Raw genomic sequence first — 23,455 nt, 5'->3', positions numbered from 1 at the left:
TCAAAAAACGACAACATGAACTTTCAACGATATATCATAGCCGGTTGCTTTTCCGCTTTGCTGCTCCAGGGCTGTAAAGATTTCCTGGACCTCAAGCCCAGGGACCAGCTCACCGAGGAATATACTTTCACCAGTTACCAGAATTTCAAAACCTATGCCTGGAATTTCTACGACGTTTTCCCAGGATACAATTCGGACGTGATCAGCAACGAATTCAACAGCGATCTTTTCCTCAACGCCGTTCCCAACGGCATTTCCGACTGGATCTGGCAACGGATGACCATCCCGGCCGAAAGCCCGGTTTATACGCAGTCGTACAGCCGCATCCGTAGCGTCAACATCATGCTGGCCAATATTGACAACGCCGGCACGTTGAGCGAAACCGACAAAAAGCACTGGCGCGCGGTGGGATTGTTTTTCAGGGCGTACAATTATTACCAGCTTGTGTCGCGGTTCGGCGGCGTGCCTTTCATCGAAAAGCCGTTGTCGGATACCGATGCTGAATTCCTGAACGCGCCGCGCACGCCGCGGGCACAGCTGACAGACCGGCTGCTCGAAGATCTGAAATGGGCGGAAGCCAATATCAAAGCGGACGGCGATGGGGAAAACACCATTGATGTGCATGTGGTGCGCGCGTTTATGACGCGGTTTGGCGTGTCGGAAGGCGCCTGGCGGAAATACCACCAGCTTGGTGACCCGAAGCCGTATTACGAAGCCTGCAAATCCGCGGCGGAAAAACTGTCGGCCAGCTTTCCTTCTCCGCTCGCGGACAGTTACGACGATGATTTCAACAGCGAATCGCTGGCCGGCGTTCCGGGGATATTGTTGTATCGCCGTTATGAGATCGGACAGGTGACGCATTCCATCGCTTCGCTCGGAAGGAATTCCTCCGGCCGGTGGGACCTCACCAAAAAAGCGGCGGACATGTACCTGATGCGCGACGGGCAAACCCGCTGGACGAGCCCGCAGTTCCAGGGCGACAAATCCCCCTTCACCGAGTTCCGCTCCCGCGACCGCCGGCTGTATTTCACTACGCCGCCGCCGTATAAAGTGAATACCACGCATCCCAGCTACGACTTCACGCTTACCGCCGACCCGGCCGACCGCGAATACATCGACACGATGGCGAACCTTTCCAGCGACAAGCGCAAAACGCTGCCCACGCTTAACTGGCAGGGCATTGTGCTGCGCCAGGAGCCGCACTACGTGGATTACACGCTGGGCCAGCCTTTCTGTGTGACATATACCGGATACAGGTTTACTAAATTCAGCAACAAGATTGCACGCATCCAGAACCAGGATATCAACGACGCGCCGATTTTCAGGATGGGCGAAGTGTTGGTGAACTACGCCGAGGCGAAATATGAACTGGGCGAATTCAACCAGGCTGTTGCCAACGCCACGATCAACAAGCTCCGTGCGCGGGGCGATGTAGCGCCATTGCAGTTGGGTGCGATTCCGAACGACCCGCAGCGCGATGCCGGCATTACCCCCGAACTCTGGGAGATCCGCCGGGAGCGCGCGATAGAGCTCATGGGCGAAGGTTTCCGCTTCGACGACCTCCGCCGCTGGAAGAAAATGGATTACGCCATGGCGCAGAAACTGGGCCGGTGGATTAAGAAAGGTACGGACGTAGCCGCGGATGCGAAGATTCCCATCCTCAACAACGCCACCGAAGGCTACATCGCCTACGAAGGCGTACCGCCGGGACCCTGGCCGGAATATCAGTACCTCTATCCCATTCCTTCCAACCAACGTGTCCTCAATCCTAAACTGGATCAGAATCCTGACTGGAAATAAAATATTTGATTAATCCATGGCCGGTTACGCGTTTGACCGGCCTTTTCCTATCTTTTCAACATGAAAAAGCACCTCCTGACCGCCGGTTTGCTGCTCATCGCAACCTTCAGCATGGCGCAGCAGCGTAAGCCCAACATCGTTTTCATCCTGGCCGATGATCTTGGCTACGGCGACCTCGGCGCCTACGGTCAACAGAAAATCAAAACCCCGCATATCGACAAAATGGCCAGGAACGGCATGCGTTTCACTTCATTTTATGCCGGCACGTCGGTGTGCGCGCCTTCCCGCTCCAGCCTCATCACGGGGCAGCATACGGGCCATACGTACGTGCGGGGCAACAAGGAAATCCAGCCGGAAGGACAGGAGCCGCTGGCCGACACGGTCCAGAGCATGGCTACGCTTTTGCAGCAGGCCGGCTATGTGACGGGAGCCTTCGGGAAGTGGGGCCTAGGGATGGTAGGTACGTCCGGCGCGCCCGATAAGAAAGGGTTCGACCGTTTTTTCGGCTACAATTGCCAGCGCCAGTCGCACCGCTATTATCCCACCCATCTTTGGGACAACAACCAGAAAGTGATCCTGGAAGGCAACGACCTCAGCCATAAAGTACACTACGCTCCCGAGCTGATCCAGCAGAAGGCGCTGGCTTTTATCGAGGAGAACCAGGACCGGCCGTTTTTCCTGTTCATCCCGGTGGTGTTGCCGCATGCGGAATTGCAGGGGCCGGAGGATGAGTGGTTTAAGATGTACGACGGCAAATTCCCGGAAACGCCGCATAAGGGCAATGATTACGGTCCGGGTGCGTTGGTGCCGGGCTATGCTTCCATCGACAAGCCGCATGCTACTTATGCGGGCATGGTTTCGCGGATGGATGCATACGTAGGGCAGGTTGTTGCCAGGCTCACCGAGCTGAAGCTGATCGACAATACCATCATCATTTTCACGAGCGACAACGGCGCGCATTTCGAAGGCGGGGCCGACCACAAATTTTTTAACAGCAACGGCGGGCTGCGCGGCCTCAAGCGCGACCTGTACGAAGGCGGCATCAAAACGCCTTTCATCGTGCAATGGAACGGAAAGGTAAAAGCGGGTTCCACATCGAACCACCTGGGCGCATTCTGGGATGTACTGCCTACCTTCGTGGAGATTACCGGCGCCCCCGCGCCGCGGTACACCGACGGCATTTCGTTCCTGCCGGTGCTGAAAGGCAAAGGCCGCCAACGCCAGCACCATTACCTGTACTGGGAATTCCACGAAAGCGGCGGCCGCCAGGCGGTGCGGATGGGGAAGTGGAAAGGCGTCCGTTACCAGGTGAAAAAAGATCCCGGTTCAACAGTGGAGCTTTACGACCTGGATAAAGACCCGGCAGAACAGCATAACATCGCCGCGGCGCACCCGGAGATCGCAAAAATGATGAGCGAAAAGATGGCCGAAGCACATGTGGAATCACCCATATTCCCCTGCTGGAAGCGAAAAAATAACCAAACGCTGTTGGAAACGACTGCCGCAGCGTGGGGCGCCCTCCCGGGGGCGCCCTTTTTTTATCCGTGATTTGTACGCTTGTTGCCGGGAGTTGTCCATTGTTGGGGTTGGCGTAAAACAATAGATTCGTTCGTTTGTAATATTTGAACGCAAAACCGAAAACCATGGAGAACAATTTCGATGTTATTGTCATCGGTTCCGGGCCGGGCGGCTATACCGCCGCCATCCGCGCCGCCCAGCTGGGCAGCACATGCGCCATTATTGAGAAGTACCCCGTGCTCGGGGGCACCTGCACCAATGTGGGCTGCATCCCATCAAAAGCCATGCTCGACAGCTCTGAGAACTACGATATCATACTGCACAAAGTAGCCAAACAGGGCATTCACGTAAGCGGAACGGAAATCAATTTCGGGGAGATGGTGACGCGTAACCGCAGCGTGGTGAAGCAGAATAACGACGGGCTTGTCTTCCTCATGAAAAAGAATAAAATCCAGACCTTCTACGGAATGGGAACCCTCGGCAAAGGGAAAAAAGTGACCGTTCAGCAGGCTGATGGCAAAATGGTGGAACTGACTGGCAAGAACATCATCATCGCCACCGGCTCCAAACCCTCCACCCTGCCGGGCATCACGATCGACAAGCAACGGATCATCACTTCCACCGAAGCGCTTTACCTGCAAGAAATGCCCAAAACGATGACCATCATCGGCGGCGGTGTGATCGGGGTGGAAATGGCTTCCATCTTCCATCGCATCGGCGTAAAAGTGACGATCCTCGAGTACGCGAAAAGCCTCATCCCCACGATGGATGGCGAACTGGGTAAGGAACTGCAAAAGATCCTGTCGAAATCGGGCATCGAAATACTGACCGGCTGCGCCGTCAGAGGGGCCGTCAATAACGGGAAAGAAGTAACGACAACCTACACCGACCCCTCCGGCAAAGAAGCTACCGCTACCGCCGAATACTGCCTGGTGGCGGTGGGGCGCCGCCCGTATACCGAAGGCCTCGGGCTGGAAAACACCGGCGTCAAAGCCGACGAGCGCGGCCGCATCCTGACCGACGACCACCTGCAAACCGCCGAGCCCGGCATCTACGCCATCGGCGACGTCGTGAAAGGCGCCATGCTGGCGCATAAAGCGGAAGATGAAGGCGTGATGGCGGCCGAATCCATTCACGGGAAAGCGCATCACATCAACTACAATTGCATTCCTTCCGTGGTGTACACCTGGCCGGAAGTGGCGGGCGTCGGGTACACCGAAGAGCAGCTCAAAGAAAAAAATATTCCCTACAACAAAGGCAGATTCCCGTTTATGGCGAGCGGCAGGGCCCGCGCGTCGGACGATACCGAGGGTTTTTCCAAAGTGCTGTCAGATCCCAAATACGGTGAAATCCTCGGCGTGCATATCATCGGCGCCCGCGCGGCCGATCTCATCGCGCAGGCCGTTACTGCCATGGAATTCGAACTGACGGACATGGAGCTGGGCAAGATTTCCTACGCCCACCCCACGTTCTCCGAAACGCTCAAAGACGCGTACCTGGCTGCATCCGGCCGTGGGGCGATCAACTTCTGATTTTCGCATTTCGATAAAAAGGAAAAAACCGGCCGGTAAGCCGGTTTTTTATGTGCGTTACGACAGCGACGGCGGTGCCGTTTGCCGCAGGTAGAGCGTTTGCGTAGGGTGCGCGAAGTGGATGCCCTCTTTCCGGAAAGCGGCGTAGATATCGAGGTTGATGGCCTGCTGCTTGTCCATGAACAGCACATAATCCGGGCTGAGGATGTAATATACCAGTTCGAAATTCAGGCTCGATTCGCCGAATCCCGCGAAATGGGCGCGGTCGAACTGTACTTCGTCCTGGCTTTCCACGGCGCCGCGAAGGATCGCGGGGATGATGGAGAGGTTTTTTCCGAAGTTTGGTAAGTGACCCGCAGCTGCGCCACCACCCTTCTTCTTTCCATTCTTTTGTAATTGTGAATGCGGGAATTGGTGAGGTCCGTATTGGAGCAAACGAGTTGTTCGCCGTTGAGGGTGCGGATACGGGTGGTTTTGATGCCGATGTATTCGATGACGCCGAGTTTATCGTCGACCAGGATGAAGTCCCCGATTTCGAAGGGGCGGTCGAAAAAGATGACGAAATAGCTGAAGAGGTCGCCCAGGATGGTTTGGGCGGCGAGGGCGATGGCGATACCGCCGATGCCGAGGCCGGCGATGAGTGTGGTGACGTTGTATCCCAGGTTGGAGATGAGGGACAGGATGCCGAGGGTCCAGATGAAGAAATTGACGATCAGGATGAGACCGTTGGCTTGTTTTTCTTTGGTTTCGCTGTTGTCCTGCCGTTTGATGTAGCTGAATACGAACCGGCGGAAGAGGGCGCTGATACCGCGAAGCACGAAGAAGGTCATGGCTGCGAGGAAGGCCACGCGGATGACGTTGCCGAGTTTCTCGTGAAGGGAGAGCGATTGCAGTGCGGACCATACGGCGAGCACGTATAATGCGGGTACGATGGTGCGGCCGGCAAGGTGGATGATGAAATCGTCCCAGGTGCGTTTGGTGTTGGAGGTCCACTGGCGGAGTTTCTTCAGCACGATGGACCGGAGGACGCGGATGGCGAGGAAGGAAACAAGGATGATAACGGATGCGGTGATCCAGGAGGCAATGGAATTGCCTGCCCATGTCTGGTGTAATACATTTTCCATGTCTTTCTTTTTGTGGTGGAAAACCGGTTTACGAATGGCCGCAATAGGAATATTACCGCTTGGTGCGCAGGGGACATTGCTGAAAATATCCGTCCTGCAAATAAGTTATGCCAATCTGATCGATTGAAGCGTATCCGGCAAATATAGGGAAATGAGGGGGAAGGACAAGGGAAAGCGTGTTAAAAAATGATGGCCTTCCCAGGAAGGCCATCAGATATTTAATTCCAGGCATCCCTGATTTCGAGCGAGATCGACGCATCGGCGGGATACGCGGAAACATCGAATGTGAAGCTGGTAGGGTATCCTTCCAGTCCGGCAATGGAAAGGTGATCATCCTGCTGAAATGATTGGCGAAGTGTGGATTTGGAGGTACTGCATGCCGGAATTATTATCTTAGCATACTTAAAAATTCCTTTACCTGTGAACGAACAAGTATCTCAACTCGGCGAAGAGTTTGACGTTCCATCTGTCACCCGCTGGAAGTTGCTCCCGCTTCGGATTAAAATTTTCAGTTGGATATTCGTGTTTATGGGGGCAATGTCGGTGCTGGCATTATTCCTGGCCGCATTGGAAATTCCCGTCAGTCTTGCATTTTTCGGTCTTGAAACAAACGACGGGTTCTCTCTGACAGGTTTGATCATTATTCTCATGTTCATGTTCAAGGGAATAGTAGCGATTGGTTTGTTGGGTATGCAGAAATGGGCGGTGGACCTCGCGATTGCAGACGGGATCCTGGGCATCCTGCTATGCGGAACTGTGATGATAATTATGTTCAATTACGGGAGGATGAGCTTCCGGCTGGAAATCGTGTTGCTGGCGCTGTACCTGTGGAAGATACTGAAGATCAGGAATGACTGGAAGGTGAGTCCGCAGTGATGAAATGGTTTCAAATAAAAAAGCGCCGGCATGCCGGCGCTTTTTTGATGTGGAGGTGGTCCCACCTGGGCTTGAACCAGGGACCCCCTGATTATGAGTCAGATGCTCTAACCAACTGAGCTATAGGACCGGTCCTTTGTCAGGACAAAAATTTATATACAAACTTTATTGGGTACCCGCTTTTCGGGGGATGGCAAAAGTAAATATTTTTTCCGCATTCCGGCACAAATTTTTGGGGTGTCGCGTACATTTGCCCTGCTATGCAAGGAATCAAACATATCATTTTCGACCTTGGCGGGGTGATCCTCAATATCGACATCAGCCGTACCGCGCGCGCATTCGAGGCCCTCGGCGTCGAAGACTTCGGGAAGCATTACTCCCAGGCGCATGTGAGCACGCTGTTTAATGACCTGGAGACAGGCCGCGTCTCCGAAGCGGAGTTCGTCCACAAGATGAAATGCGTACTGCCGGAAGGCGTTACTGACGAACAGGTGATCGGTGCCTGGAACGCTATGCTGCTCGATTACCCGGTGGCGCGGTTGCAGCTGTTGCAGCAGTTGCGGAACCAGTACGACCTGTTCCTGTTGAGCAATACCAACGCAATTCACCTGGCGGCGTTCAACAAGATACTGGAAAAGGAGCGCGGCATTCCCTCACTGGCCGCTTTTTTCGATAAAACGTACTATTCCCATCTCATGGGCTGCCGCAAGCCGGAACCGGAAGCCTGGCAAATGGTGCTGGACCAGAACGGGCTGAAGCCGGAGCATACCTTGTTCATCGACGATACGCTGCCGAATGTGGAAGCGGCGCAAAAGCTGGGGATTAGGTCGATCCACCTGCAGTCGCCCGCCACCATCCTGGATATCTTCAAACCAAAAGGATAAGTATTATTTGATTTCCTCGAAATCGATATAGTCGCCATCGTCGCGCTTACGGACGGCCTCCTGCGGCGGCCGGGGAGGCACCTGTTGCTGGGCGGTCTGTTGTTGCTGCTGCTGTTGGCGTTGCTGCTCGTACTGCTGGCGCATAGCGTCCTGCATGTCTTGCATCTGGCGGCGCACCTGTTTGGTGCCGCGGTATACGGGAATGATAAATTGAAAAATCAGTTTATATAAAAACCATCCCGCGAGGATGTAGAAAATCAACTTTAAAAGAGACATGCTGCAAAGATAGCAGATACCCCCTTTTTTGCCAGTTTTTAGGATTTCTTTAACGATCGGTCCAGGTTCTGCTGAGCATGGCCGCCACTTCCAGGGAAACCTGTTTGTTGTATTCCCAGGTAAGGCGGCGGTAGTTGATGGCGTCGATGATGGTGCCGATAAAACAAAAGCCGAGCGTTACCACGTAAAGGATACCTATCAGGATCTGGTCGAGCAGGAAGCGGTGGATACCGTTGGGGCCGATGAGGCCAAGGAGGCAGGTGATGAGGATGGTTTGCGGGTCTTTTCGGCGCGACTGGTAGAGGAAAAGAAATTTCTTCCGGGTGTCGTCGTCAAATTTTTTGGTAAGCTCTTCCAGCCAGACCATTTCTTCCTGGTCGATGCCCGGCAGGGCGGCATAATAATAATTATCCATGTCTGAAGGCGTGAATTTGAATTTTAGTGAGTTGCCCGATCCGCCAGAGGAGAGCTGCGATGGTCGGGGCGCCGAGTTTGTGCGTCTCCCAGCTTTCCTGCCAGTGGCCGTGGAAGAGATGGGAAACGGAGTGGCCGAGGCCGCAACCGGGACAGCTTTCGAAACCGATCCAGCGCCAGAAGCAAAGGCTGGGAAGGTTTGCGTGCGGGTCCATACAGGCGAGCAAAACTAGGCCGGCGGTCCACATCGCGAGCTCTGGTTGAATCCGGGAGATCATGTGATTTCTAAGATACGTTAAATGCGGCGGACTACCAATTACAAAGTTTGGTAATATGATTGGTATTGGGTTTGCGGGAAAGAAATACTTTTTGAAATGAAAATAAATGCTAATTTTGTAACGGAATAAAGATTCAAATGAAGGGGACGATGGGAGTCCCCTTCTTCTATTTTGTATGGCAAACGAACAAGTGATAGCGCGCATCAGGGAATTTCTCGACGCTCTGCTGGCGGACAAGCCGGAATATTTCGTGGTTGAAATAAAGATTAAGCCTACCAACAATGTGAAGGTTTACGTGGATGCGGATAGCGGCGCGTCGATCTCCAATCTGGTGTCGCTGAACCGCCAGTTGTATCCCCAGCTGGAGGCCGCCGGCCTTTTTCCTGACAACGATTTTTCGCTGGAAGTATCGTCTCCGGGGCTTGATGAGCCTTTGAAGACGCATCGGCAGTTTGTGAAGAACGTGGGCCGGAAAGTGGAGGTGACTTTGCTGGATGGTACCGTGAAGGAAGGCAAGCTGACGGCGGCAACCGAATCGGAGCTGACGCTGGAAGAAACGATCGGTAAGAAAAAGGAAATCAGAATATCTAACATCAATTTAACAGAAATAAAGCACACAAAGGTGTGCATCGTGTTTTAAAATAATATATAACATGGCTAGTATTAACCTGATTGAGTCATTCACCGAGTTTAAGGAGGCCGAGAACATCGACCGGCCCACGCTGATGAAGGTGTTGGAGGACGTGTTTAAGACCCTGTTGCGTAAGAAATATGGCTCAGATGAGAACTTTGACGTGATTGTAAATACTGAGAAAGGTGACCTGGAGATTCTTCGCCGCCGCACCATCGTGGAAGATGGAACGGTAGAGGACGAGAATGCGCAGGTGGCTTATTCCGAAGCCATTCTGATCGAGCCCGACTACCAGGTGGGGGAAGATTTGTATGAAGAAGTGGAAATCCTGGATTTCGGGCGCCGCGCCATCCTGGCAGCGAAGCAAACGCTGACCGCCCGCATCGGCGACCTGAAAAAGAACATCCTGGTGAAGAAATACGGCGACCGCGTAGGCGAGATCGTAACCGGGGAAGTTTACCAGGTGTGGAAAAAAGAAGTTTTATTATTGGATGATGAAGGGAATGAACTAATATTGCCTAAATCCGAGCAGATACCGACGGATTATTTCAAGAAAGGTGAGAACGTGAGAGCAGTCGTGAAGAAAGTGGAGCTGAAAAATAACTCCCCGCTGATCATCCTTTCCAGAACACATCCCTCCTTCCTGGCCAAACTCCTCGAAATCGAGGTGCCGGAAATCTTCGACGGCCTAATCGTGATCAAAAAGATCGTGCGCGAGCCCGGCGAAAGAGCCAAAGTTGCCGTGGAATCCTATGACGACCGTATCGACCCCGTAGGCGCCTGCGTGGGTATGAAAGGAAGCCGGATTCACGGCATCGTACGTGAACTCCGCAACGAGAACATTGACATCATCAACTATACCGCAAACATTCAGCTCCTGATCCAGCGCGCACTCACGCCCGCCCGCATCAGCCGGATGGAAGTGGATAATGATAACAAGTACGCCTCCGTTTACCTCAAACCCGACCAGGTATCACTGGCCATCGGTAAAAAAGGCGTGAACATTAAACTGGCCTGCGAACTGACCGGCTACGAAATCGATGTGTTCCGCGATGAAGAACAGGAACAAACCGAATTCGACATCGACCTGGAAGAATTCGCAGACGAAATCGAAGCCTGGGTAATCGACGAACTGAAAAGAATCGGTTGCGATACAGCCCGCTCCGTCCTGGATCTGACTTCGGAAGAACTGGTACGCCGCTCCGACCTCGAAGAGGAGACCGTAACAGAAGTGAGAAGGATTCTCCAGGAAGAATTTGAAAAAGAATAAGCCTTCCGCTACCCCTTCCCATAGGGTTGGCTTTTTTGATTGCAGAGATATTTGAGTTATTGTTAAAATGTTAAAAGATTTGCTCCGCCGGTTGGTGGGGATTAAACGGGAAGGACGAGAAAACGATATGCCTGAAGTAACAAACAACACACCGAGATTGCTGGCCGCAGCCAAGGAATTCAACATTGGCAAGGAAACGCTGATCGATTTCCTAGCCGGTAAAGGCTATGATATGGATGGATTCGGTTCTCCCAACGCCCGTCTCACTGCCCAGATGTACCATGCGCTCCAGAATGAGTTCCAACAGGATAAGGCCAACAAGCGAAAAAGCGACCAGATCGCTTTGCCGAAAGGAACGGTGTTAGACGCAGCCAAGAAGAAGGAGAAGGAAGAAGCAGAGCTGGCAGCGAAGAAAAAGGAGGAAGCGGATGCCGTAACCAAAAAGAAGGAGGAAGCGCCCGCCGCCAAACCGGAACCTGTCCCCGAGCCGGAACCCGCCCCCAAAGCGGCCCCCCAGCCCGAGGCCCGTACGGAACAGCCTGCGCCACAGCCTGAACCGGCTCCCGCCCCCCAGCCCCAACCGGCCGCCGAAGCCAAACCCGAGCCCAAACCCGAACCGGCCCCCGAGCCGAAAAAGGAGACGGCGCCCGAGCCTAAAGCCGCAGCCAAAGAGGAAGAGGTCGTGAAACCCGAATCCCCCAAGATCAATGGCCCCCGCATCATGGGTACCATCGATCTGGACGCGCTTAATCCCGCCAACCGTAAGAAAACAGCCAAACCCGAAACGGAAGAAGATAAGCCGGCCCCCGCTCCCCAGGAGCCCAAACCTGCCGCAGAAGCCAAACCTGAACCCAAGCCGCAGCCCGCTCCCGAGCCCAAAGCCGAATCCAAAACCGTGAAGGAAGATACCCCGGCGCCACAACCCGCCCCGCAGCCCGAAAAGCCCGCAGCGGAAGTGAAACCGGAACCTAAACCCGAACCTAAACAAGAACCGAAACCGGAACCCAAACCCGCCGCCAAGGAAGAAACCGCAGCCCCCGCCGCGCAGACTCCTGCACCCGCTGCCCCCGAAGCTCCCGCTTCCCCCGCAGCCAGCGACGCTTCCGGCGACGACGCAGGACCCTCCGTGATCGAAAATATTCAGGCTACACGCCTCTCCGGACCTAAAGTGATCGGTAAAATCGATCTCCCCGTGTCCCAGGACCGCCGCGATAACAAAGGCTTCAATAAAGACGAAAAACGTAAACGCAAACGTATCGTCGTAGAAAAGAAACCCGAGCCCATCAAACCCGGCGAATTCGCCCGCGAAGGCGCCCAGGGCAACCGCGGCCCCGGCCAGCACGGCGGCGGCCAACACGGCACCCAGCAAGGTAACCGCGGACCCGGAGGCCCCGGCCAACGCGGCCCCGGACAACACGGCGGCCAGCAAGGCAACCGCGGACCCGGAGGCCCCCAGGGCAACCGTGGACCCGGCGGGCACCAGGGCAACAGAGGGCCCGGAGGCCATCAAGGCAACCGCGGACCCAATAACCGCAACCCCCGCCCCGGCCAGGGCAACTTCGGCCAGGGTGCCCCCGCGGACCGCAAGACCGTGAAATCGATAAAAACGAGATCCAGAATAAAATCAAGGAAACCATGGCCAAACTGGGTGGCAACACCCGCGGTGGGAAATCCACCAAGGCCAGCCGCCGCCGCGACAAACGCCACGAAATGGCCGAACGCGAAGCCCAGAACATGGCCGACGGCAACAAGCTGCAGGTAACCGAATTCCTCTCCGTGAGCGAGCTCGCCAACCTCATGGACGTTTCCTTCGCCGAAGTGATCTCGAAATGTATGGGCCTCGGTATCATGGTGTCCATCAACCAACGCCTCGACGCCGAAGTAATCGAGCTCGTAGCCGGAGAATTCGGTTATGAAGTGGAATTCATCGGTATCGACGACGCAACCGACGACGATGAAGACGAAATCGAAGACGCTCCGGAAGATCTGGAACCCCGCGCGCCCATCGTGACCATCATGGGTCACGTAGACCACGGTAAAACCTCCCTGCTCGACTATATCCGCAACGCCAACGTAGTTGCGGGCGAGGCCGGCGGTATCACCCAGCACATCGGTGCCTACCAGGTAACCACCGCTTCCGGCAAAAAAGTAACTTTCCTCGATACTCCCGGTCACGAAGCGTTTACCGCGATGCGTGCCCGTGGTGCAAAAGTGGCTGACATCGCCGTGATCGTGATCGCGGCAGACGATGCCATCATGCCCCAGACCCGTGAGGCCATCTCCCACTCCCAGGCCGCCGGCCTGCCGATGGTATTCGCCATCAACAAAGTGGATAAAGACGGCGCCAACCCGGAAAAAATCAAGGAACAACTCGCCGGTATGAACCTCCTCGTGGAAGACTGGGGCGGTAAATTCCAAAGCCAGGAAATCTCCGCCAAAAGCGGTATGAATATCGACATCCTGCTGGAGAAAATCCTGCTGGAAGCCGAGCTCCTCGACCTGAAAGCCAACCCGAACCGCGAAGCTTCCGGTACGGTGATCGAAGCCACGCTCGACAAGGGCCGCGGCTACGTAACCACGGTGCTGGTGCAGAACGGTTCCCTCAGCCAGGGCGACACCATCGTGTCCGGCGCGCACTTCGGTAAGATCAAGGCCATGTTCAACGAACGCGGACAACGCGTCGAGAAAGTTGGCCCCTCCGCCCCCGTGCAGCTCCTCGGCCTCAACGGCGCCCCGCAGGCAGGTGAGAAGTTCCGCATGTACGAAGACGAGTCCGAAGCCAAGGATCTGGCCAACCGCAGAGCCCAGATCGTTCGCGAACAGGGCATCCGCACCAAGAAACACATCACCCTCGACGAGATCGGCCGCCGACTTGCCCTTGGCAACTTCAAGCAGCTGAACCTCATCATCAAAGGCGACGTGGACGGTTCCGTGGAAGCGCTCTCCGACTCCCTGCAGAAACTGTCTACAGAAGAAATCGTTGTCAGCGTAGTACTCAAAGGCGTAGGTCAGATCACCGAATCCGACGTACTCCTGGCTACCGCCTCCGACGCTCTCGTGATCGGCTTCCAGGTGCGCCCGTCGCTCAATGCAGCCCGCCTCGCCGAGAAAGAGAATATCGAAATCCGCACGTACTCCATTATCTACGACGCCATCGACGAGCTCAAATCCGCGATGGAAGGGATGCTGGAACCGAAAATCGAGAAGAAGGTTACCGCGAACGTCGAAATCCGCGAAACCTACAAATTCGACAAAGCTACCGTTGCAGGCTGTTTCGTACTCGATGGCAAACTCTTCCGCAATTCGCGCATAAACCTGGTACGCGACGGTATCGTGGTGCACACAGGCGAACTGCAGTCGCTCAAACGTTACAAAGACGATGTGAAAGAAGTCGTTTCCGGCATGGAATGCGGTCTCTCCATCAAAAACTACAGCGACCTCAAAGTCGGCGACATCGTCGAAGGCTTCGAAGAAGTGGAAGTGAAACGTACCCTCTAAAACATCCGTTGCGGCGGGTCTCAACACCCGCCGCAATTCCGAAATTTTTGTTAAATAGATTAGCCGTCTTTGTGCGGCTAATTTTTTATCAGTTACTTTGAGAAGACAGTAGCATTTATATGAAGAAATTTGTCATATCTTCCTTCGCCGCCATGTTCCTTTTCCAGGTAGCCGTGGCGCAGCAGAAAAAGATTATTGCCGACAAGATAGTTGCCAAGGTGGGTGAAAAGATCATCCTTCAGTCCGACATCGAGTCGGCGCTGGTGGATATGCAACAGCAAGCCCTCGAAGGCGTTCCATTACCGGCCAACGCGCCCTGCGCCGCCATCGAGCAGATTATCGCACAGAAAATCCTGGTACTCCAGGCTGAGCGCGACTCGCTTCCCATTTCCGAATCAGACGTGGAAGGCCGTATCGAATCCCAGATCCGTTGGGCCGAACAGCGCTACAACGGCCGCGAGAACATGACGAAAGTGACTGGCTACACCATCTACCAGCTCCGCGAACGCTTCCGCGACGCTATCCGTGAGAACATGCTCGCCAAAGCCATGCGCGACAAGATCGTGAACTCCGTGAAAGTGACACCCACAGAAGTGCGTACCAATTTCGAAAAAATACCGCAAGACAGCCTGCCGTTCTACGAATCCGAACTCGAAATCGGCCAGCTCGTGCTCCTGCCCAAAGCAAGCCGCGAGATGGACAAATACGCGTACGACAGGCTCATGGATATCCGCAGCAAGGTTGAAAAGAAAGAGGGCGAATTCGGCACCTATGCCAGCCTCTACTCCGAAGACCCCGCCGTTCGCGAGAACAATGGCGTTTATCCCCTCAACCGTTACGATAAAAACTGGGATCCGGAATTCCTCTCCGCCAGCTTCCGGCTGCGCGAAGGTGAAATGTCCAACCCTGTGAAGTCGCAGTTTGGCTACCACCTGATCAAGATGCTGAAACGCGCGGGCGACAACGTGACCGTGCAGCACATCCTCCTCAAGCCGAACGTAATGACCAACGAAATCAAGAACGCCATCCAGAAGCTGGACACCATCCGCGCCAACATTATCGCGGGTAAGACCAACTTCGCGGAAGCCGTAGCCAAATACAGCGATGATCCCATGGCGAAGTTCAGCGGCGGTATGCTGACCAACCCGATGACCAACAGTACTTTCATCACCATCGACCAGCTGAACGACCCGTCTACCAAAGACATCGTAATGCTGATCGATTCCCTGAAACCGGGTGGCGTTACCAAACCGATCGAATTTACCGACGAGCAAGGCCGTAAAGGCGTTCGCCTCGTGTACCTGAAAACACGTACCGAGCCGCACCGCGAAAACCTTCGCGACGATTACTCCCGCATCCAGCAGCGCACACTCCAGGAAAAACAGGCAACCGCCCTGGCCAAATGGCTGGTAGACAAAGTGCCGACTTTCTATGTGCATGTGGAAGACGAATACAAACAATGCGAGAACGTGTCCAAATGGTCGGCCGCCAACAATATTATGGCCTCCAATTAAATGGATTTCAGCAAATCATGATACTATCCCGGCACCAACAGTGCCGGGATTTTTTATACCGGCAATCGGCATGGCGCTATCATGGCCCGTTTCCATCCCAATTACCCCGGCGCGCCCGCCGGAAGGGCATTTTGGTGAATGCGGCCGTTTGGAAATTTAAGCGTAACTTTGCGACTTCAATTTACAGCATGAGTGATGCGATTAAGCATGAATGCGGCCTGGCATTCATAAGATTAAGAAAACCATTCAGTTATTATCAACAGAAATACGGAACGGTTTTCTACGGGCTGAATAAGCTGTACCTTCTCATGGAAAAACAGCACAACCGTGGGCAAGACGGCGCAGGCCTGGCCACTGTAAAATTACACACCGAGCCCGGGGTGCCTTTCATGCACCGCATCCGGAGCGCGCAGCCGCAACCCATCGGCGATGTTTTCGGGAAAGTCCGCGACGAAATTGCAGAGATCGAAAAGTACCAGCCTGAGATCACCCGCTACCCGGGCCTCATGAAAGGGCACGTCCGCTTCCTGGGCGAACTGCTGCTGGGGCATCTCCGCTACGCCACCCAGGGCAAAAATGACGTAGAACTTTGCCATCCCTTCGTAAGATATAACACCATCCCCGCCCGAAACCTCACCATGGCTGGTAACTTCAACCTGGTGAATGTGGACGAGCTATTCAGTTTCACAAAAGTTTCTCCTGGCGACAAGCACAAAAACAGCGACCTCGCCGCCATGCTCGAAGTGGTACACCATTTCCTTTGCAAGGAAGACGAAGCGCGGCAAAACGGGCTGGACGTGAAGAATATCCTCAAGCAGGCGTTCTCCATGTTCGACGGCGGTTATCATGTAGGCGGCCTCATCGGCTCCGGCGATTCCTTCGTGATCCGCGATCCCCACGGGATTCGTCCTTCTTATTACTATGTCAACGAAGACGTGATCGTGACCGCCTCTGAGCGCGCGGCCATCCGCACCACCTTCAACGTAGGCGAGAACGAAGTGATGGAGCTCATGCCCGGCAACGCACTGATCGTGAAGGAAAACGGCGAATACTCCATTGAAGAGATCATCCCGGCCCGCGAACGCCGCGCCTGCTCCTTCGAACGGATCTACTTCTCCCGCGGAAACGACGAGAAGATCTACAAAGAGCGCCACGCACTGGGCTACCACCTCTCCGAAACCGTACTCAAAGCCATCGACAACGACCTTCGCAATACCATCTTCTCTTTCATCCCCAACACGGCGGAAGTCGCGTTCTACGGCCTGATCAAAGGGCTGGAAGACTACCTCAACCGCATCAAGGTGGAAAGGATTATGAGCTGGGGCAAAGATTTCGATGAAGAAAAGCTGACCGAAATGGTTAACCGCCGCGTCCGGATCGATAAAATCGCCATCAAAGACGTGAAGATGCGGACCTTCATCACGGAAGATTCCAGCCGCAACGAGATGGTGCAGCACGTTTACGATATCACTTACGGAACCGTCCGCCCCGGCACCGACACGCTGGTAGTGATCGACGACTCCATCGTACGGGGTACCACCCTCCGCGAAAGCATCATCAAAATGCTGGACCGCCTCGGTCCCAAACGCATCATCGTGATGTCGTCCGCCCCGCAAATCCGCTACCCGGACTGCTATGGCATCGATATGAGCAAGATGGGCGAGTTTGTGGCCTTCCAGGCGGCCATCGCGCTGATCCGGGAGCAGGGCAAGGAATACATCCTGCAGGAAGCTTACGGCCTGGCCAAAGAGCTGGAGCGCACCAATACCCTGAACGCGCAGAACGTGGTAAAAAATGTTTACAAACCATTTACGCCCGAGCAGATTTCCGCGAAAATCGCCGAAATCATCACCCCGCCCGGCATTGAAGCGAAAGTGGAAGTGATTTACCAGAACATCGAAAGCCTGCATGCGAGCTGCCCGAGCAACCTCGGCGACTGGTACTTTACCGGCGACTACCCCACTCCCGGTGGTAACCGCGTGGTAAACAAGGCGTTCATGAATTACATGGAAGGCAAGAACGAAAGGGGGTATTAATATTTCCCTCAGCGATACTTCCAACGGGCCGGAACGCATTTCGCGTTCCGGCCCGTTGATTTTCAGGGCATTCGTGTGTCCTTTTCCGTGGGCGCCATTGTTAAATTTCCTTTAAATGGCGTGTTTTGTGCCAAAAACACGTATTTTAGGAAAAGTGTTTGTAGTCAATTACTTACAATGTCAATGAAAACATTGTTATTGATCCGTCACGCGAAATCCAGCTGGAACGACCCGGACCAGGACGATTTTGACCGGCCCCTAAACAAACGCGGCAAACAGAATGCGCCTGAAATGGCGATCAGGCTGTTGGGCCGCGGGTTGTCGCCCGAGCTGGTCATTTCCAGTCCTGCCAAACGGGCGCGCTCCACTGCCCGCATCATGGCTAAAGAGTGGAATTATCCGCGGGAGGCCATCCTGCTCGAAGAAGAGCTGTACCTCTGCTATGCCTCCACTTTTTTGAAGGTCATCACCCGCATCGACGACGATTTCAGTACCGTTGCCATCTTCGCCCACAACCCTGGCATCACAGATTTCGCGAATTATCTCACCGAAGAAATCCGCATTGACAATGTTCCCACGGCAGGAGTTTTTGCTATCTCCGCCAACACCGAAAAGTGGGAGGATTTCGATCGCGCCGACAAAAAATTCCTTTTTTTCGACTATCCCAAAAGCGAGGAAGCGATATAGTACCCCATCCGCTTCCTGCAAAATTGACACATCTTTATTTTCCTAATTTTGTATCAATGCCCGGTTTGGATCGTCTTATCGGTACAAAACGAGTAAAAACGAATTTGTGTAATCCGGCGAATAATGCTGAATCGAGTGATCCGGTGCCGGCTACATATTAAAAATGCTTTACTGCGTGACAGGATTGCAGTACATCCCGAAAATTGAACTTACATGAAACGCATCTTATCCCTGGTCCTGGCGATCACTTTCCTACAGGCAAATGCCCAGCAGCGCGCGGTTACTTTTATGGGTGACAGCCTCGATAATTACGTAATTAAAGCCATGGAGGAATGGCAGATTCCCGGGACGGCGGTGGCGGTGGTGAAGGAGGGAAAGGTGATGTTGATGAAAGCTTATGGGGTAAGGGAAAAGGGGAAGCCCGAGAAAGTGGATACGAATACGGTGTTCATGATCGGGTCTAATACAAAGGCTTTTACGGCGACGGCGCTGGCGCAGCTCCAGGCGGAAGGGAAGCTGCAGCTCGACGATCCCGTGCGCAAGCATCTTCCCGGATTCCGGCTGCGCGACCCCTGGCTGGCGGACCACGCCATCATCCGCGACCTGCTGAGCCACAGACTGGGATTTCATACGTTCCAGGGGGATTTCATGTTTTTCGATTCGGACATGCGCTCCGCGCAGATCCTGGAAAAGCTGGGCCTGATGGAGCCGCCGTTCGGGTTCCGCACGACCTGGGGATATTGCAATGCCGCGTTCCTCGCCGCGGGCGAGATCATTCCGCAAGCAACGGGCAAAACCTGGGCGGAATACTTGAAGGAGAAATTTTTCGGGCCCTTGGGCATGCGCAACACCATCGCCCTGTCGAAAGAAATACCGGCGGTGAAGAACATCGCGGCAGCGCACACCGTGTTTCTCGGTGAGTTGAAGAAGGTTCCTTACGGTAACATCGACAACATGGCGCCAGCCGGGAGCATCGGGTCTTCGGTGGCGGATATGACGCATTGGGTGAAAGCCCTCCTGGCGAACGGGCAATACGAAGGCCGGGAAGTCATTTCCCCGGACGCCATCGCCGAAACGCGGCTGCCGCATTCCAGCCTCGGCGAAGGGGGAGCCCCTTTCAACCGGAAACAGTTCAATCTCTATGGTCTCGGGTGGTTCACTTCATCGTACGAGGGGCGCCTCATCGTGGAACACACCGGCGGCGTAAATGGTTTTGTGACGGCCGTACGGCTCGTCCCTGAAGAGAACCTGGGTATTATCGTGCTCACCAATACCGAAAGTAACAACTTCTATAACGATCTCACCGCCGAACTCACCGACGCCTGCCTTCAGCTGCCCTTTCGCAATTACACCCGTGCTTCGCTCGACGAATACAACGCGGAACAGGCGCAGATCAAACAGGCACTGGAAAAAATAAAGGAGGAAGTGGCTGACAAACCCGCAATGAACGTGCCTTTGCAGGCTTTTACCGGTACCTACGAACATCCCCTTTATGGTAGAATGAACATCCGTTTGGAGAGGGATACGCTCATGATGCGCTTCGAACATCACCGGAACCTCGTGGGCAAGCTCCTTCCCTGGAAGGCGGATAAATTCATCTGTTTCTATAATAATACCATCTACGGCATCAAGGAAACGCTCTTCACGGCGGAAAACGGCAAAGTAACCACGGTGACCACGCGGGTATCGGGTTTTGTAGAGAATACGCCTTACGTATTCCGCAAGGTGGACTAGGCTTCCAACGGTACAGGGCGCTTGTATTCGTCGATGGCTACGAAAGTAAATGTGCCGCTGATCGCGCGGTATCTTTCTTCAGAATACATTTCTTCCACGAAAATTTCCACCAGCACCTGCAGGCTGGTGTTGCCCGTATGCGAAACCCGGCCGATCAATTCCACGATGGTACCTGCGGGGATGGGTTTTTTAAAATCGATTTTGTCAGAAGACACGGTGACCATGCGTTTGCGCGCGTAACGCGTTGCAGTGATGAAAGCGACTTCGTCCATCAGTTGCATGGCGGTGCCGCCGAAAAGTGTGTCGTAGTGGTTGGTCGTATTGGGAAACACGGCCTTGAAAATGCGCGTCTCCGATCGTTGAATCTTTTCTTCGTGTGTCATCCCTGCAAATTACAAAATGCTCCCCCATTCCACCATTAATGGCTACTGACCGCAATGGCAGGAATTTACCCCCGAGGTGCAGGGTTGCCATTTTCGCAGACGATATAATTTTAAATTATTGTATATCAACATAATGCATGCAAATGCGAGGGTGTTTTTTACTGATCATGGTGTTATTTTAGCTTAAAATTTAGTAATTATTCAGATGAAGGTTAAGTAAGTCCTCACACAAAAATGGGAAAATGGCGAAAGTTGAATGACTTACCCTGAATTTCCCTTATTTTCGTTGCCTACGATTGAAGAAACCGTCTGGAGTTTGACGGTGGATTAACTGGTAAGATGCAATCGCCCCTATTATTGAAGAAAGTGGATTTTATTAATTAGTAGGTTTCCGTACAAACAAAGTAGTCCCTGCCGATGTTTTTTGGTTTGAAGTAAACGATCCGTGAGGACTGTTTTGACGTACATATGTGACATGGGAAGAAATCTCTCCGTAAAAAAGAATTGTAATTCTATTCCTGCATGGATATAAGGGAATACATAAAAGACGGTCATGTGGAAAGTTACGTACTCGGACTTTCGTCTCCTGAAGAGAAATCGGAGATGAGGGAGTTGTTACGCGAGTATCCGGAACTGGAAACTGAATTTGAAGAGGTGGAACTGAAGTTTCACAGACTCTTCATTGAGGAAGCCGTTTTGCCTCCCGCCACGCTTCGCGCCCGCACTTTGCAACCGCTTAACTGGGCGGATACCAAAGAGCAGGAGCCCAAGAAGCCGAATTTCACTTTCATCAACATGGCGCCCAACCAGAGCGATTACATCACCGTACATCGTGTCTGGAAATGGATTTTCATCACCTCGTTCCTTTTGTTTAAAGCCTGCCTGTTCATCGCCATTTATTTTTACTTCAAGTATCGCCAGGTAGAAGACCGGCAGCAGGAGCGGGAGAAGATCCGTCAGGAGCAGGTGCTGCAACAACAGCAAAACCGCGCCCCGCAAATCGTTCCCTGACCGTCAGGCATGCCCGATGCGGATGCCTTCATTCAATCCTTCCAACAACATCTGTACCCCCAGCACCGCCAGAATGAGCCCCATCATCTTGGTGATCACCGTCATGGTGTTATTCTCCAGGAATTGCCCGCGACGCTGAACACTACAATCAGGATAAACGCGCCCAGCACGGATTTAAAAGCAATCAGCCTGCGCTGCGCCGGCGTCATGTAATCGGTGAGATCCAGGAAACCGGGACGTTGGCGATGGGGTTGACGATGGAGAAGAACTCCATGAACACGGGCCGCCGCGAACCCCTGGTAGCTGCCCGTCATACTGCATCTTTTTTGGGTGGAAGGATGTTGGGTTTCACTTTCCGCCCGGTGGTTTTCCGGAGAGCACCACCGTTCCGCAGCTTACGATCGCCACGAGCCAGGCGATCCAGGGCGTGGCTTTGGTTTCATGCAGTACGCGAGATGGATGTTCCCAAGTAATGCGGAACGCCCGAAATTGTTCATTCTCCGCTCTTAAACAAATTCCGCAGCAGCACTGTTTTAATGAAAATGAAATGATTTTTGCACAACACTTATAATCCCCTGTTTATGGCACAACGCAGAGAACATGATTTTTTAGGCGAACGCGAGATCCCGGCGGACGTATATTATGGCATCCAAACCCTCCGGGCGATCGAAAATTTTCATATCACTGGTATCCCGCTGAATACGGAACCGCTGTTCGTCCAGGCGCTGGCTTATGTGAAGAAAGGCGCAGCCATGGCGAATGCTGAGCTGGGCGCCCTCGATAAGAACATCGCCGAATACATCGGGAAAGCCAGCGACAAGGTGATTGCCGGGGAATACAATTCCCAGTTCATCACCGACCTGATCCAGGGCGGCGCGGGCACCAGTGTGAACATGAACGCCAACGAAGTGATCGCTAACGTTGCACTGGAGCTTATGGGCAAAAAGAAAGGCGAATACGACTTCTGCCATCCCAATAACCATGTGAACTGCTCACAGTCTACCAACGATGCCTACCCCACCGCGTTCCGCATCGCGCTGATCAATAAGCTTTCCTCCTACAAACAAAGCCTGGCCGCGCTCGCCGAGTCGTTCGACAAGAAAGGCGATGAATTCAAACAAGTCCTAAAAATGGGCCGCACCCAGCTGCAGGACGCCGTGCCGATGAGCATGGGCGACGAGTTCAAGGCTTTTGCCACCACCATCCGCGAAGAGCTGGCACGTGTGGAAGAAAGCAAGCGCCTCATTTCCGAAATCAATATGGGCGCCACCGCCATCGGTACCGGTGTGAATGCACCGGAAGGATATGCGGAACTGGTGACGAAACATCTCGCCAAAATCACCGGCCTGCCGCTGGTGCTCGCCAGCGACCTGATCGAGGCCACGGTGGATACCGGCGCTTACGTGCAGTTGTCTGGGGTGCTGAAACGCACGGCGGTGAAGGTGTCGAAGATTTGTAATGATTTGCGGCTGCTGTCGTCCGGCCCGCGCTGCGGCCTCAACGAAATCAATTTACCGCCTATGCAGCCGGGGTCTTCCATCATGCCGGGCAAGGTAAATCCCGTGATCCCCGAAGTGGTGAACCAGACGGCGTTTTATGTGATCGGCGCGGATCTTACCCTTACCCTCGCCGCGGAAGCCGGCCAGTTGCAACTGAACGTGATGGAACCGGTGATCGCTTTCTCGCTTTTCACTTCGATTACTTATATGACAAACGCCATCCACACGCTCCGCGAAAAATGCGTGGACGGGATCACGGCGAATGCGAAACATACGCAGGAAATGGTGATGCAGAGCATCGGGATTGTAACGCAGCTCAACCCCATCATCGGTTACGAGCCCTCGGCAGCGATCGCGCGGGAGGCGCTGGAGACAGGTAAATCTGTGCACGACATCGCGGTGAAGGAGAAGAAGCTGGTTACGCAAGAGAAGTGGGATGAGATATTTACGTTCGAGAATATGATCCGCCCCAAGTTCATTAACAGCTAAC

General features: G+C 53.9%; 23 protein-coding genes and 1 tRNA gene. 15 read left to right on the top strand and 9 right to left on the bottom strand.

The features are described from left to right. The first annotated feature begins 15 nt into the window (after positions 1-15). The 3 genes from WJU16_RS12965 (at position 16) to lpdA (ending at position 4,850) form a co-directional block, all read left to right on the top strand. Positions 16-1,800 (top strand): RagB/SusD family nutrient uptake outer membrane protein, encoded by a 1,785-nt coding sequence (locus WJU16_RS12965; RefSeq protein WP_341833922.1) that lies wholly within the window; start codon positions 16-18, stop codon positions 1,798-1,800. A 60-nt stretch (positions 1,801-1,860) separates the two neighbouring features. Further along, the gene (locus WJU16_RS12960; RefSeq protein ID WP_341833921.1) at positions 1,861-3,348 is read left to right on the top strand and encodes an arylsulfatase; all 1,488 of its coding nucleotides are present in this window, start codon (positions 1,861-1,863) and stop codon (positions 3,346-3,348) included. A gap of 95 nt (positions 3,349-3,443) precedes the next feature. Then, positions 3,444-4,850: a dihydrolipoyl dehydrogenase gene (gene lpdA, locus WJU16_RS12955; RefSeq protein WP_341833920.1), complete on the top strand. Its 1,407-nt coding sequence runs from the start codon at positions 3,444-3,446 to the stop codon at positions 4,848-4,850. Between the two features lie 57 nt (positions 4,851-4,907). Here lpdA and WJU16_RS12950 read toward each other — a convergent pair whose 3' ends face one another. Beyond that, positions 4,908-5,144, bottom strand: a complete 237-nt coding sequence (locus WJU16_RS12950) for a hypothetical protein (RefSeq protein ID WP_341833919.1) — start codon at positions 5,142-5,144, stop codon at positions 4,908-4,910. Further along, positions 5,078-5,974 carry a mechanosensitive ion channel family protein gene (locus WJU16_RS12945; protein ID WP_341833918.1) on the bottom strand — a complete coding sequence of 299 codons (897 nt, stop codon included), beginning with the start codon at positions 5,972-5,974 and terminating at the stop codon, positions 5,078-5,080. The genes WJU16_RS12950 and WJU16_RS12945 overlap by 67 nt, the downstream gene beginning before the upstream one ends. Positions 5,975-6,394: 420 nt before the next feature. On the opposite strand from WJU16_RS12945, the gene WJU16_RS12940 reads away from it, so the two are divergent. Beyond that, positions 6,395-6,850, top strand: a complete 456-nt coding sequence (locus WJU16_RS12940; protein WP_341833917.1) for a hypothetical protein — start codon at positions 6,395-6,397, stop codon at positions 6,848-6,850. 56 nt (positions 6,851-6,906) lie between these two features. Here the strand turns inward: WJU16_RS12940 and WJU16_RS12935 are convergent. After that, a tRNA-Ile gene (locus tag WJU16_RS12935) sits at positions 6,907-6,980 on the bottom strand. 130 nt (positions 6,981-7,110) lie between these two features. Between WJU16_RS12935 and WJU16_RS12930 the strand changes: the two genes are divergently transcribed. After that, positions 7,111-7,734 (top strand): HAD family phosphatase, encoded by a 624-nt coding sequence (locus WJU16_RS12930; RefSeq protein ID WP_341833916.1) that lies wholly within the window; start codon positions 7,111-7,113, stop codon positions 7,732-7,734. Between the two features lie 3 nt (positions 7,735-7,737). Here the strand turns inward: WJU16_RS12930 and WJU16_RS12925 are convergent, their stop codons facing one another. From WJU16_RS12925 to WJU16_RS12915, 3 genes are read right to left on the bottom strand one after another with little or no spacing between them, the layout of a single operon-like run. Beyond that, on the bottom strand, positions 7,738-8,010 hold the full coding sequence (locus tag WJU16_RS12925; protein WP_341833915.1) for a DUF4834 family protein: 273 nt from the start codon (positions 8,008-8,010) through the stop codon (positions 7,738-7,740). Positions 8,011-8,059: 49 nt separating this feature from the next. Continuing rightward, on the bottom strand, positions 8,060-8,425 hold the full coding sequence (locus tag WJU16_RS12920) for a TM2 domain-containing protein (RefSeq protein WP_341833914.1): 366 nt from the start codon (positions 8,423-8,425) through the stop codon (positions 8,060-8,062). Further along, positions 8,418-8,639, bottom strand: a complete 222-nt coding sequence (locus WJU16_RS12915) for a DUF2752 domain-containing protein (RefSeq protein WP_341833913.1) — start codon at positions 8,637-8,639, stop codon at positions 8,418-8,420. Before WJU16_RS12915 ends, WJU16_RS12920 begins: the two co-directional genes overlap by 8 nt. A gap of 238 nt (positions 8,640-8,877) precedes the next feature. On the opposite strand from WJU16_RS12915, the gene rimP reads away from it, so the two are divergent. The 8 genes from rimP (at position 8,878) to WJU16_RS12875 (ending at position 20,072) form a co-directional block, all read left to right on the top strand. After that, positions 8,878-9,342 (top strand): ribosome maturation factor, encoded by a 465-nt coding sequence (rimP, locus tag WJU16_RS12910; RefSeq protein WP_341833912.1) that lies wholly within the window; start codon positions 8,878-8,880, stop codon positions 9,340-9,342. 13 nt (positions 9,343-9,355) lie between these two features. Further along, on the top strand, positions 9,356-10,603 hold the full coding sequence (gene nusA / locus WJU16_RS12905; RefSeq protein ID WP_298709093.1) for a transcription termination factor NusA: 1,248 nt from the start codon (positions 9,356-9,358) through the stop codon (positions 10,601-10,603). 127 nt (positions 10,604-10,730) lie between these two features. Beyond that, on the top strand, positions 10,731-12,365 hold the full coding sequence (locus WJU16_RS12900; RefSeq protein ID WP_341833911.1) for a hypothetical protein: 1,635 nt from the start codon (positions 10,731-10,733) through the stop codon (positions 12,363-12,365). After that, entirely contained in the window at positions 12,248-14,101 is a 1,854-nt protein-coding gene (gene infB, locus WJU16_RS12895) for a translation initiation factor IF-2 (RefSeq protein WP_341838666.1), read from the top strand. Before WJU16_RS12900 ends, infB begins: the two co-directional genes overlap by 118 nt. A gap of 119 nt (positions 14,102-14,220) precedes the next feature. Next, the gene (locus tag WJU16_RS12890) at positions 14,221-15,615 is read left to right on the top strand and encodes a peptidylprolyl isomerase (protein ID WP_341833910.1); all 1,395 of its coding nucleotides are present in this window, start codon (positions 14,221-14,223) and stop codon (positions 15,613-15,615) included. 308 nt (positions 15,616-15,923) lie between these two features. Next, the gene (locus tag WJU16_RS12885; protein ID WP_341833909.1) at positions 15,924-17,651 is read left to right on the top strand and encodes an amidophosphoribosyltransferase; all 1,728 of its coding nucleotides are present in this window, start codon (positions 15,924-15,926) and stop codon (positions 17,649-17,651) included. 183 nt (positions 17,652-17,834) lie between these two features. Further along, positions 17,835-18,338, top strand: a complete 504-nt coding sequence (locus WJU16_RS12880; RefSeq protein WP_341833908.1) for a histidine phosphatase family protein — start codon at positions 17,835-17,837, stop codon at positions 18,336-18,338. A gap of 213 nt (positions 18,339-18,551) precedes the next feature. Continuing rightward, on the top strand, positions 18,552-20,072 hold the full coding sequence (locus WJU16_RS12875) for a serine hydrolase (protein ID WP_341833907.1): 1,521 nt from the start codon (positions 18,552-18,554) through the stop codon (positions 20,070-20,072). Here WJU16_RS12875 and WJU16_RS12870 read toward each other — a convergent pair. Next, positions 20,069-20,455 carry an acyl-CoA thioesterase gene (locus tag WJU16_RS12870; RefSeq protein WP_341833906.1) on the bottom strand — a complete coding sequence of 129 codons (387 nt, stop codon included), beginning with the start codon at positions 20,453-20,455 and terminating at the stop codon, positions 20,069-20,071. The genes WJU16_RS12875 and WJU16_RS12870 overlap by 4 nt on opposite strands. A 522-nt stretch (positions 20,456-20,977) precedes the next feature. Here WJU16_RS12870 and WJU16_RS12865 point away from each other — a divergent pair. After that, on the top strand, positions 20,978-21,466 hold the full coding sequence (locus WJU16_RS12865) for a hypothetical protein (RefSeq protein ID WP_341833905.1): 489 nt from the start codon (positions 20,978-20,980) through the stop codon (positions 21,464-21,466). Between the two features lie 3 nt (positions 21,467-21,469). Here the strand turns inward: WJU16_RS12865 and WJU16_RS12860 are convergent, their stop codons facing one another. Both WJU16_RS12860 and WJU16_RS12855 read right to left on the bottom strand, forming a co-directional pair. After that, positions 21,470-21,571 carry a hypothetical protein gene (locus WJU16_RS12860; protein ID WP_341833904.1) on the bottom strand — a complete coding sequence of 34 codons (102 nt, stop codon included), beginning with the start codon at positions 21,569-21,571 and terminating at the stop codon, positions 21,470-21,472. After that, positions 21,568-21,780, bottom strand: a complete 213-nt coding sequence (locus WJU16_RS12855; protein ID WP_341833903.1) for a hypothetical protein — start codon at positions 21,778-21,780, stop codon at positions 21,568-21,570. The genes WJU16_RS12860 and WJU16_RS12855 overlap by 4 nt, the downstream gene beginning before the upstream one ends. 267 nt (positions 21,781-22,047) lie before the next feature. Here WJU16_RS12855 and aspA point away from each other — a divergent pair, with 267 nt between their 5' ends. Beyond that, on the top strand, positions 22,048-23,454 hold the full coding sequence (aspA, locus tag WJU16_RS12850) for an aspartate ammonia-lyase (RefSeq protein WP_341833902.1): 1,407 nt from the start codon (positions 22,048-22,050) through the stop codon (positions 23,452-23,454). The last annotated feature ends 1 nt before the right edge of the window (position 23,455 follow it).

Source organism: Chitinophaga pollutisoli, assembly GCF_038396755.1.
GTDB lineage: Bacteria > Bacteroidota > Bacteroidia > Chitinophagales > Chitinophagaceae > Chitinophaga > Chitinophaga pollutisoli.
This window is presented reverse-complemented; position numbering and strand designations above follow the sequence as displayed.

What these genes read in the sequence shown, in the direction of transcription:
- WJU16_RS12900 (WP_341833911.1), top strand. Translation starts at nt 10,731, where the DNA reads ATGCCTGAAGTAACAAACAACACACCGAGATTGCTGGCCGCAGCCAAG.
- WJU16_RS12855 (WP_341833903.1), bottom strand. Translation starts at nt 21,780, where the DNA reads ATGACGGGCAGCTACCAGGGGTTCGCGGCGGCCCGTGTTCATGGAGTT.
- WJU16_RS12925 (WP_341833915.1), bottom strand. Translation starts at nt 8,010, where the DNA reads ATGTCTCTTTTAAAGTTGATTTTCTACATCCTCGCGGGATGGTTTTTA.
- WJU16_RS12915 (WP_341833913.1), bottom strand. Translation starts at nt 8,639, where the DNA reads ATGGACCCGCACGCAAACCTTCCCAGCCTTTGCTTCTGGCGCTGGATC.
- WJU16_RS12865 (WP_341833905.1), top strand. Translation starts at nt 20,978, where the DNA reads ATGGATATAAGGGAATACATAAAAGACGGTCATGTGGAAAGTTACGTA.
- nusA (WP_298709093.1), top strand. Translation starts at nt 9,356, where the DNA reads ATGGCTAGTATTAACCTGATTGAGTCATTCACCGAGTTTAAGGAGGCC.
- WJU16_RS12965 (WP_341833922.1), top strand. Translation starts at nt 16, where the DNA reads ATGAACTTTCAACGATATATCATAGCCGGTTGCTTTTCCGCTTTGCTG.
- WJU16_RS12960 (WP_341833921.1), top strand. Translation starts at nt 1,861, where the DNA reads ATGAAAAAGCACCTCCTGACCGCCGGTTTGCTGCTCATCGCAACCTTC.
- aspA (WP_341833902.1), top strand. Translation starts at nt 22,048, where the DNA reads ATGGCACAACGCAGAGAACATGATTTTTTAGGCGAACGCGAGATCCCG.
- WJU16_RS12890 (WP_341833910.1), top strand. Translation starts at nt 14,221, where the DNA reads ATGAAGAAATTTGTCATATCTTCCTTCGCCGCCATGTTCCTTTTCCAG.
- WJU16_RS12885 (WP_341833909.1), top strand. Translation starts at nt 15,924, where the DNA reads ATGGAAAAACAGCACAACCGTGGGCAAGACGGCGCAGGCCTGGCCACT.
- WJU16_RS12870 (WP_341833906.1), bottom strand. Translation starts at nt 20,455, where the DNA reads ATGACACACGAAGAAAAGATTCAACGATCGGAGACGCGCATTTTCAAG.
- lpdA (WP_341833920.1), top strand. Translation starts at nt 3,444, where the DNA reads ATGGAGAACAATTTCGATGTTATTGTCATCGGTTCCGGGCCGGGCGGC.
- rimP (WP_341833912.1), top strand. Translation starts at nt 8,878, where the DNA reads ATGGCAAACGAACAAGTGATAGCGCGCATCAGGGAATTTCTCGACGCT.
- WJU16_RS12930 (WP_341833916.1), top strand. Translation starts at nt 7,111, where the DNA reads ATGCAAGGAATCAAACATATCATTTTCGACCTTGGCGGGGTGATCCTC.
- WJU16_RS12875 (WP_341833907.1), top strand. Translation starts at nt 18,552, where the DNA reads ATGAAACGCATCTTATCCCTGGTCCTGGCGATCACTTTCCTACAGGCA.
- WJU16_RS12880 (WP_341833908.1), top strand. Translation starts at nt 17,835, where the DNA reads ATGAAAACATTGTTATTGATCCGTCACGCGAAATCCAGCTGGAACGAC.
- WJU16_RS12920 (WP_341833914.1), bottom strand. Translation starts at nt 8,425, where the DNA reads ATGGATAATTATTATTATGCCGCCCTGCCGGGCATCGACCAGGAAGAA.
- WJU16_RS12860 (WP_341833904.1), bottom strand. Translation starts at nt 21,571, where the DNA reads ATGACGGTGATCACCAAGATGATGGGGCTCATTCTGGCGGTGCTGGGG.
- WJU16_RS12945 (WP_341833918.1), bottom strand. Translation starts at nt 5,974, where the DNA reads ATGGAAAATGTATTACACCAGACATGGGCAGGCAATTCCATTGCCTCC.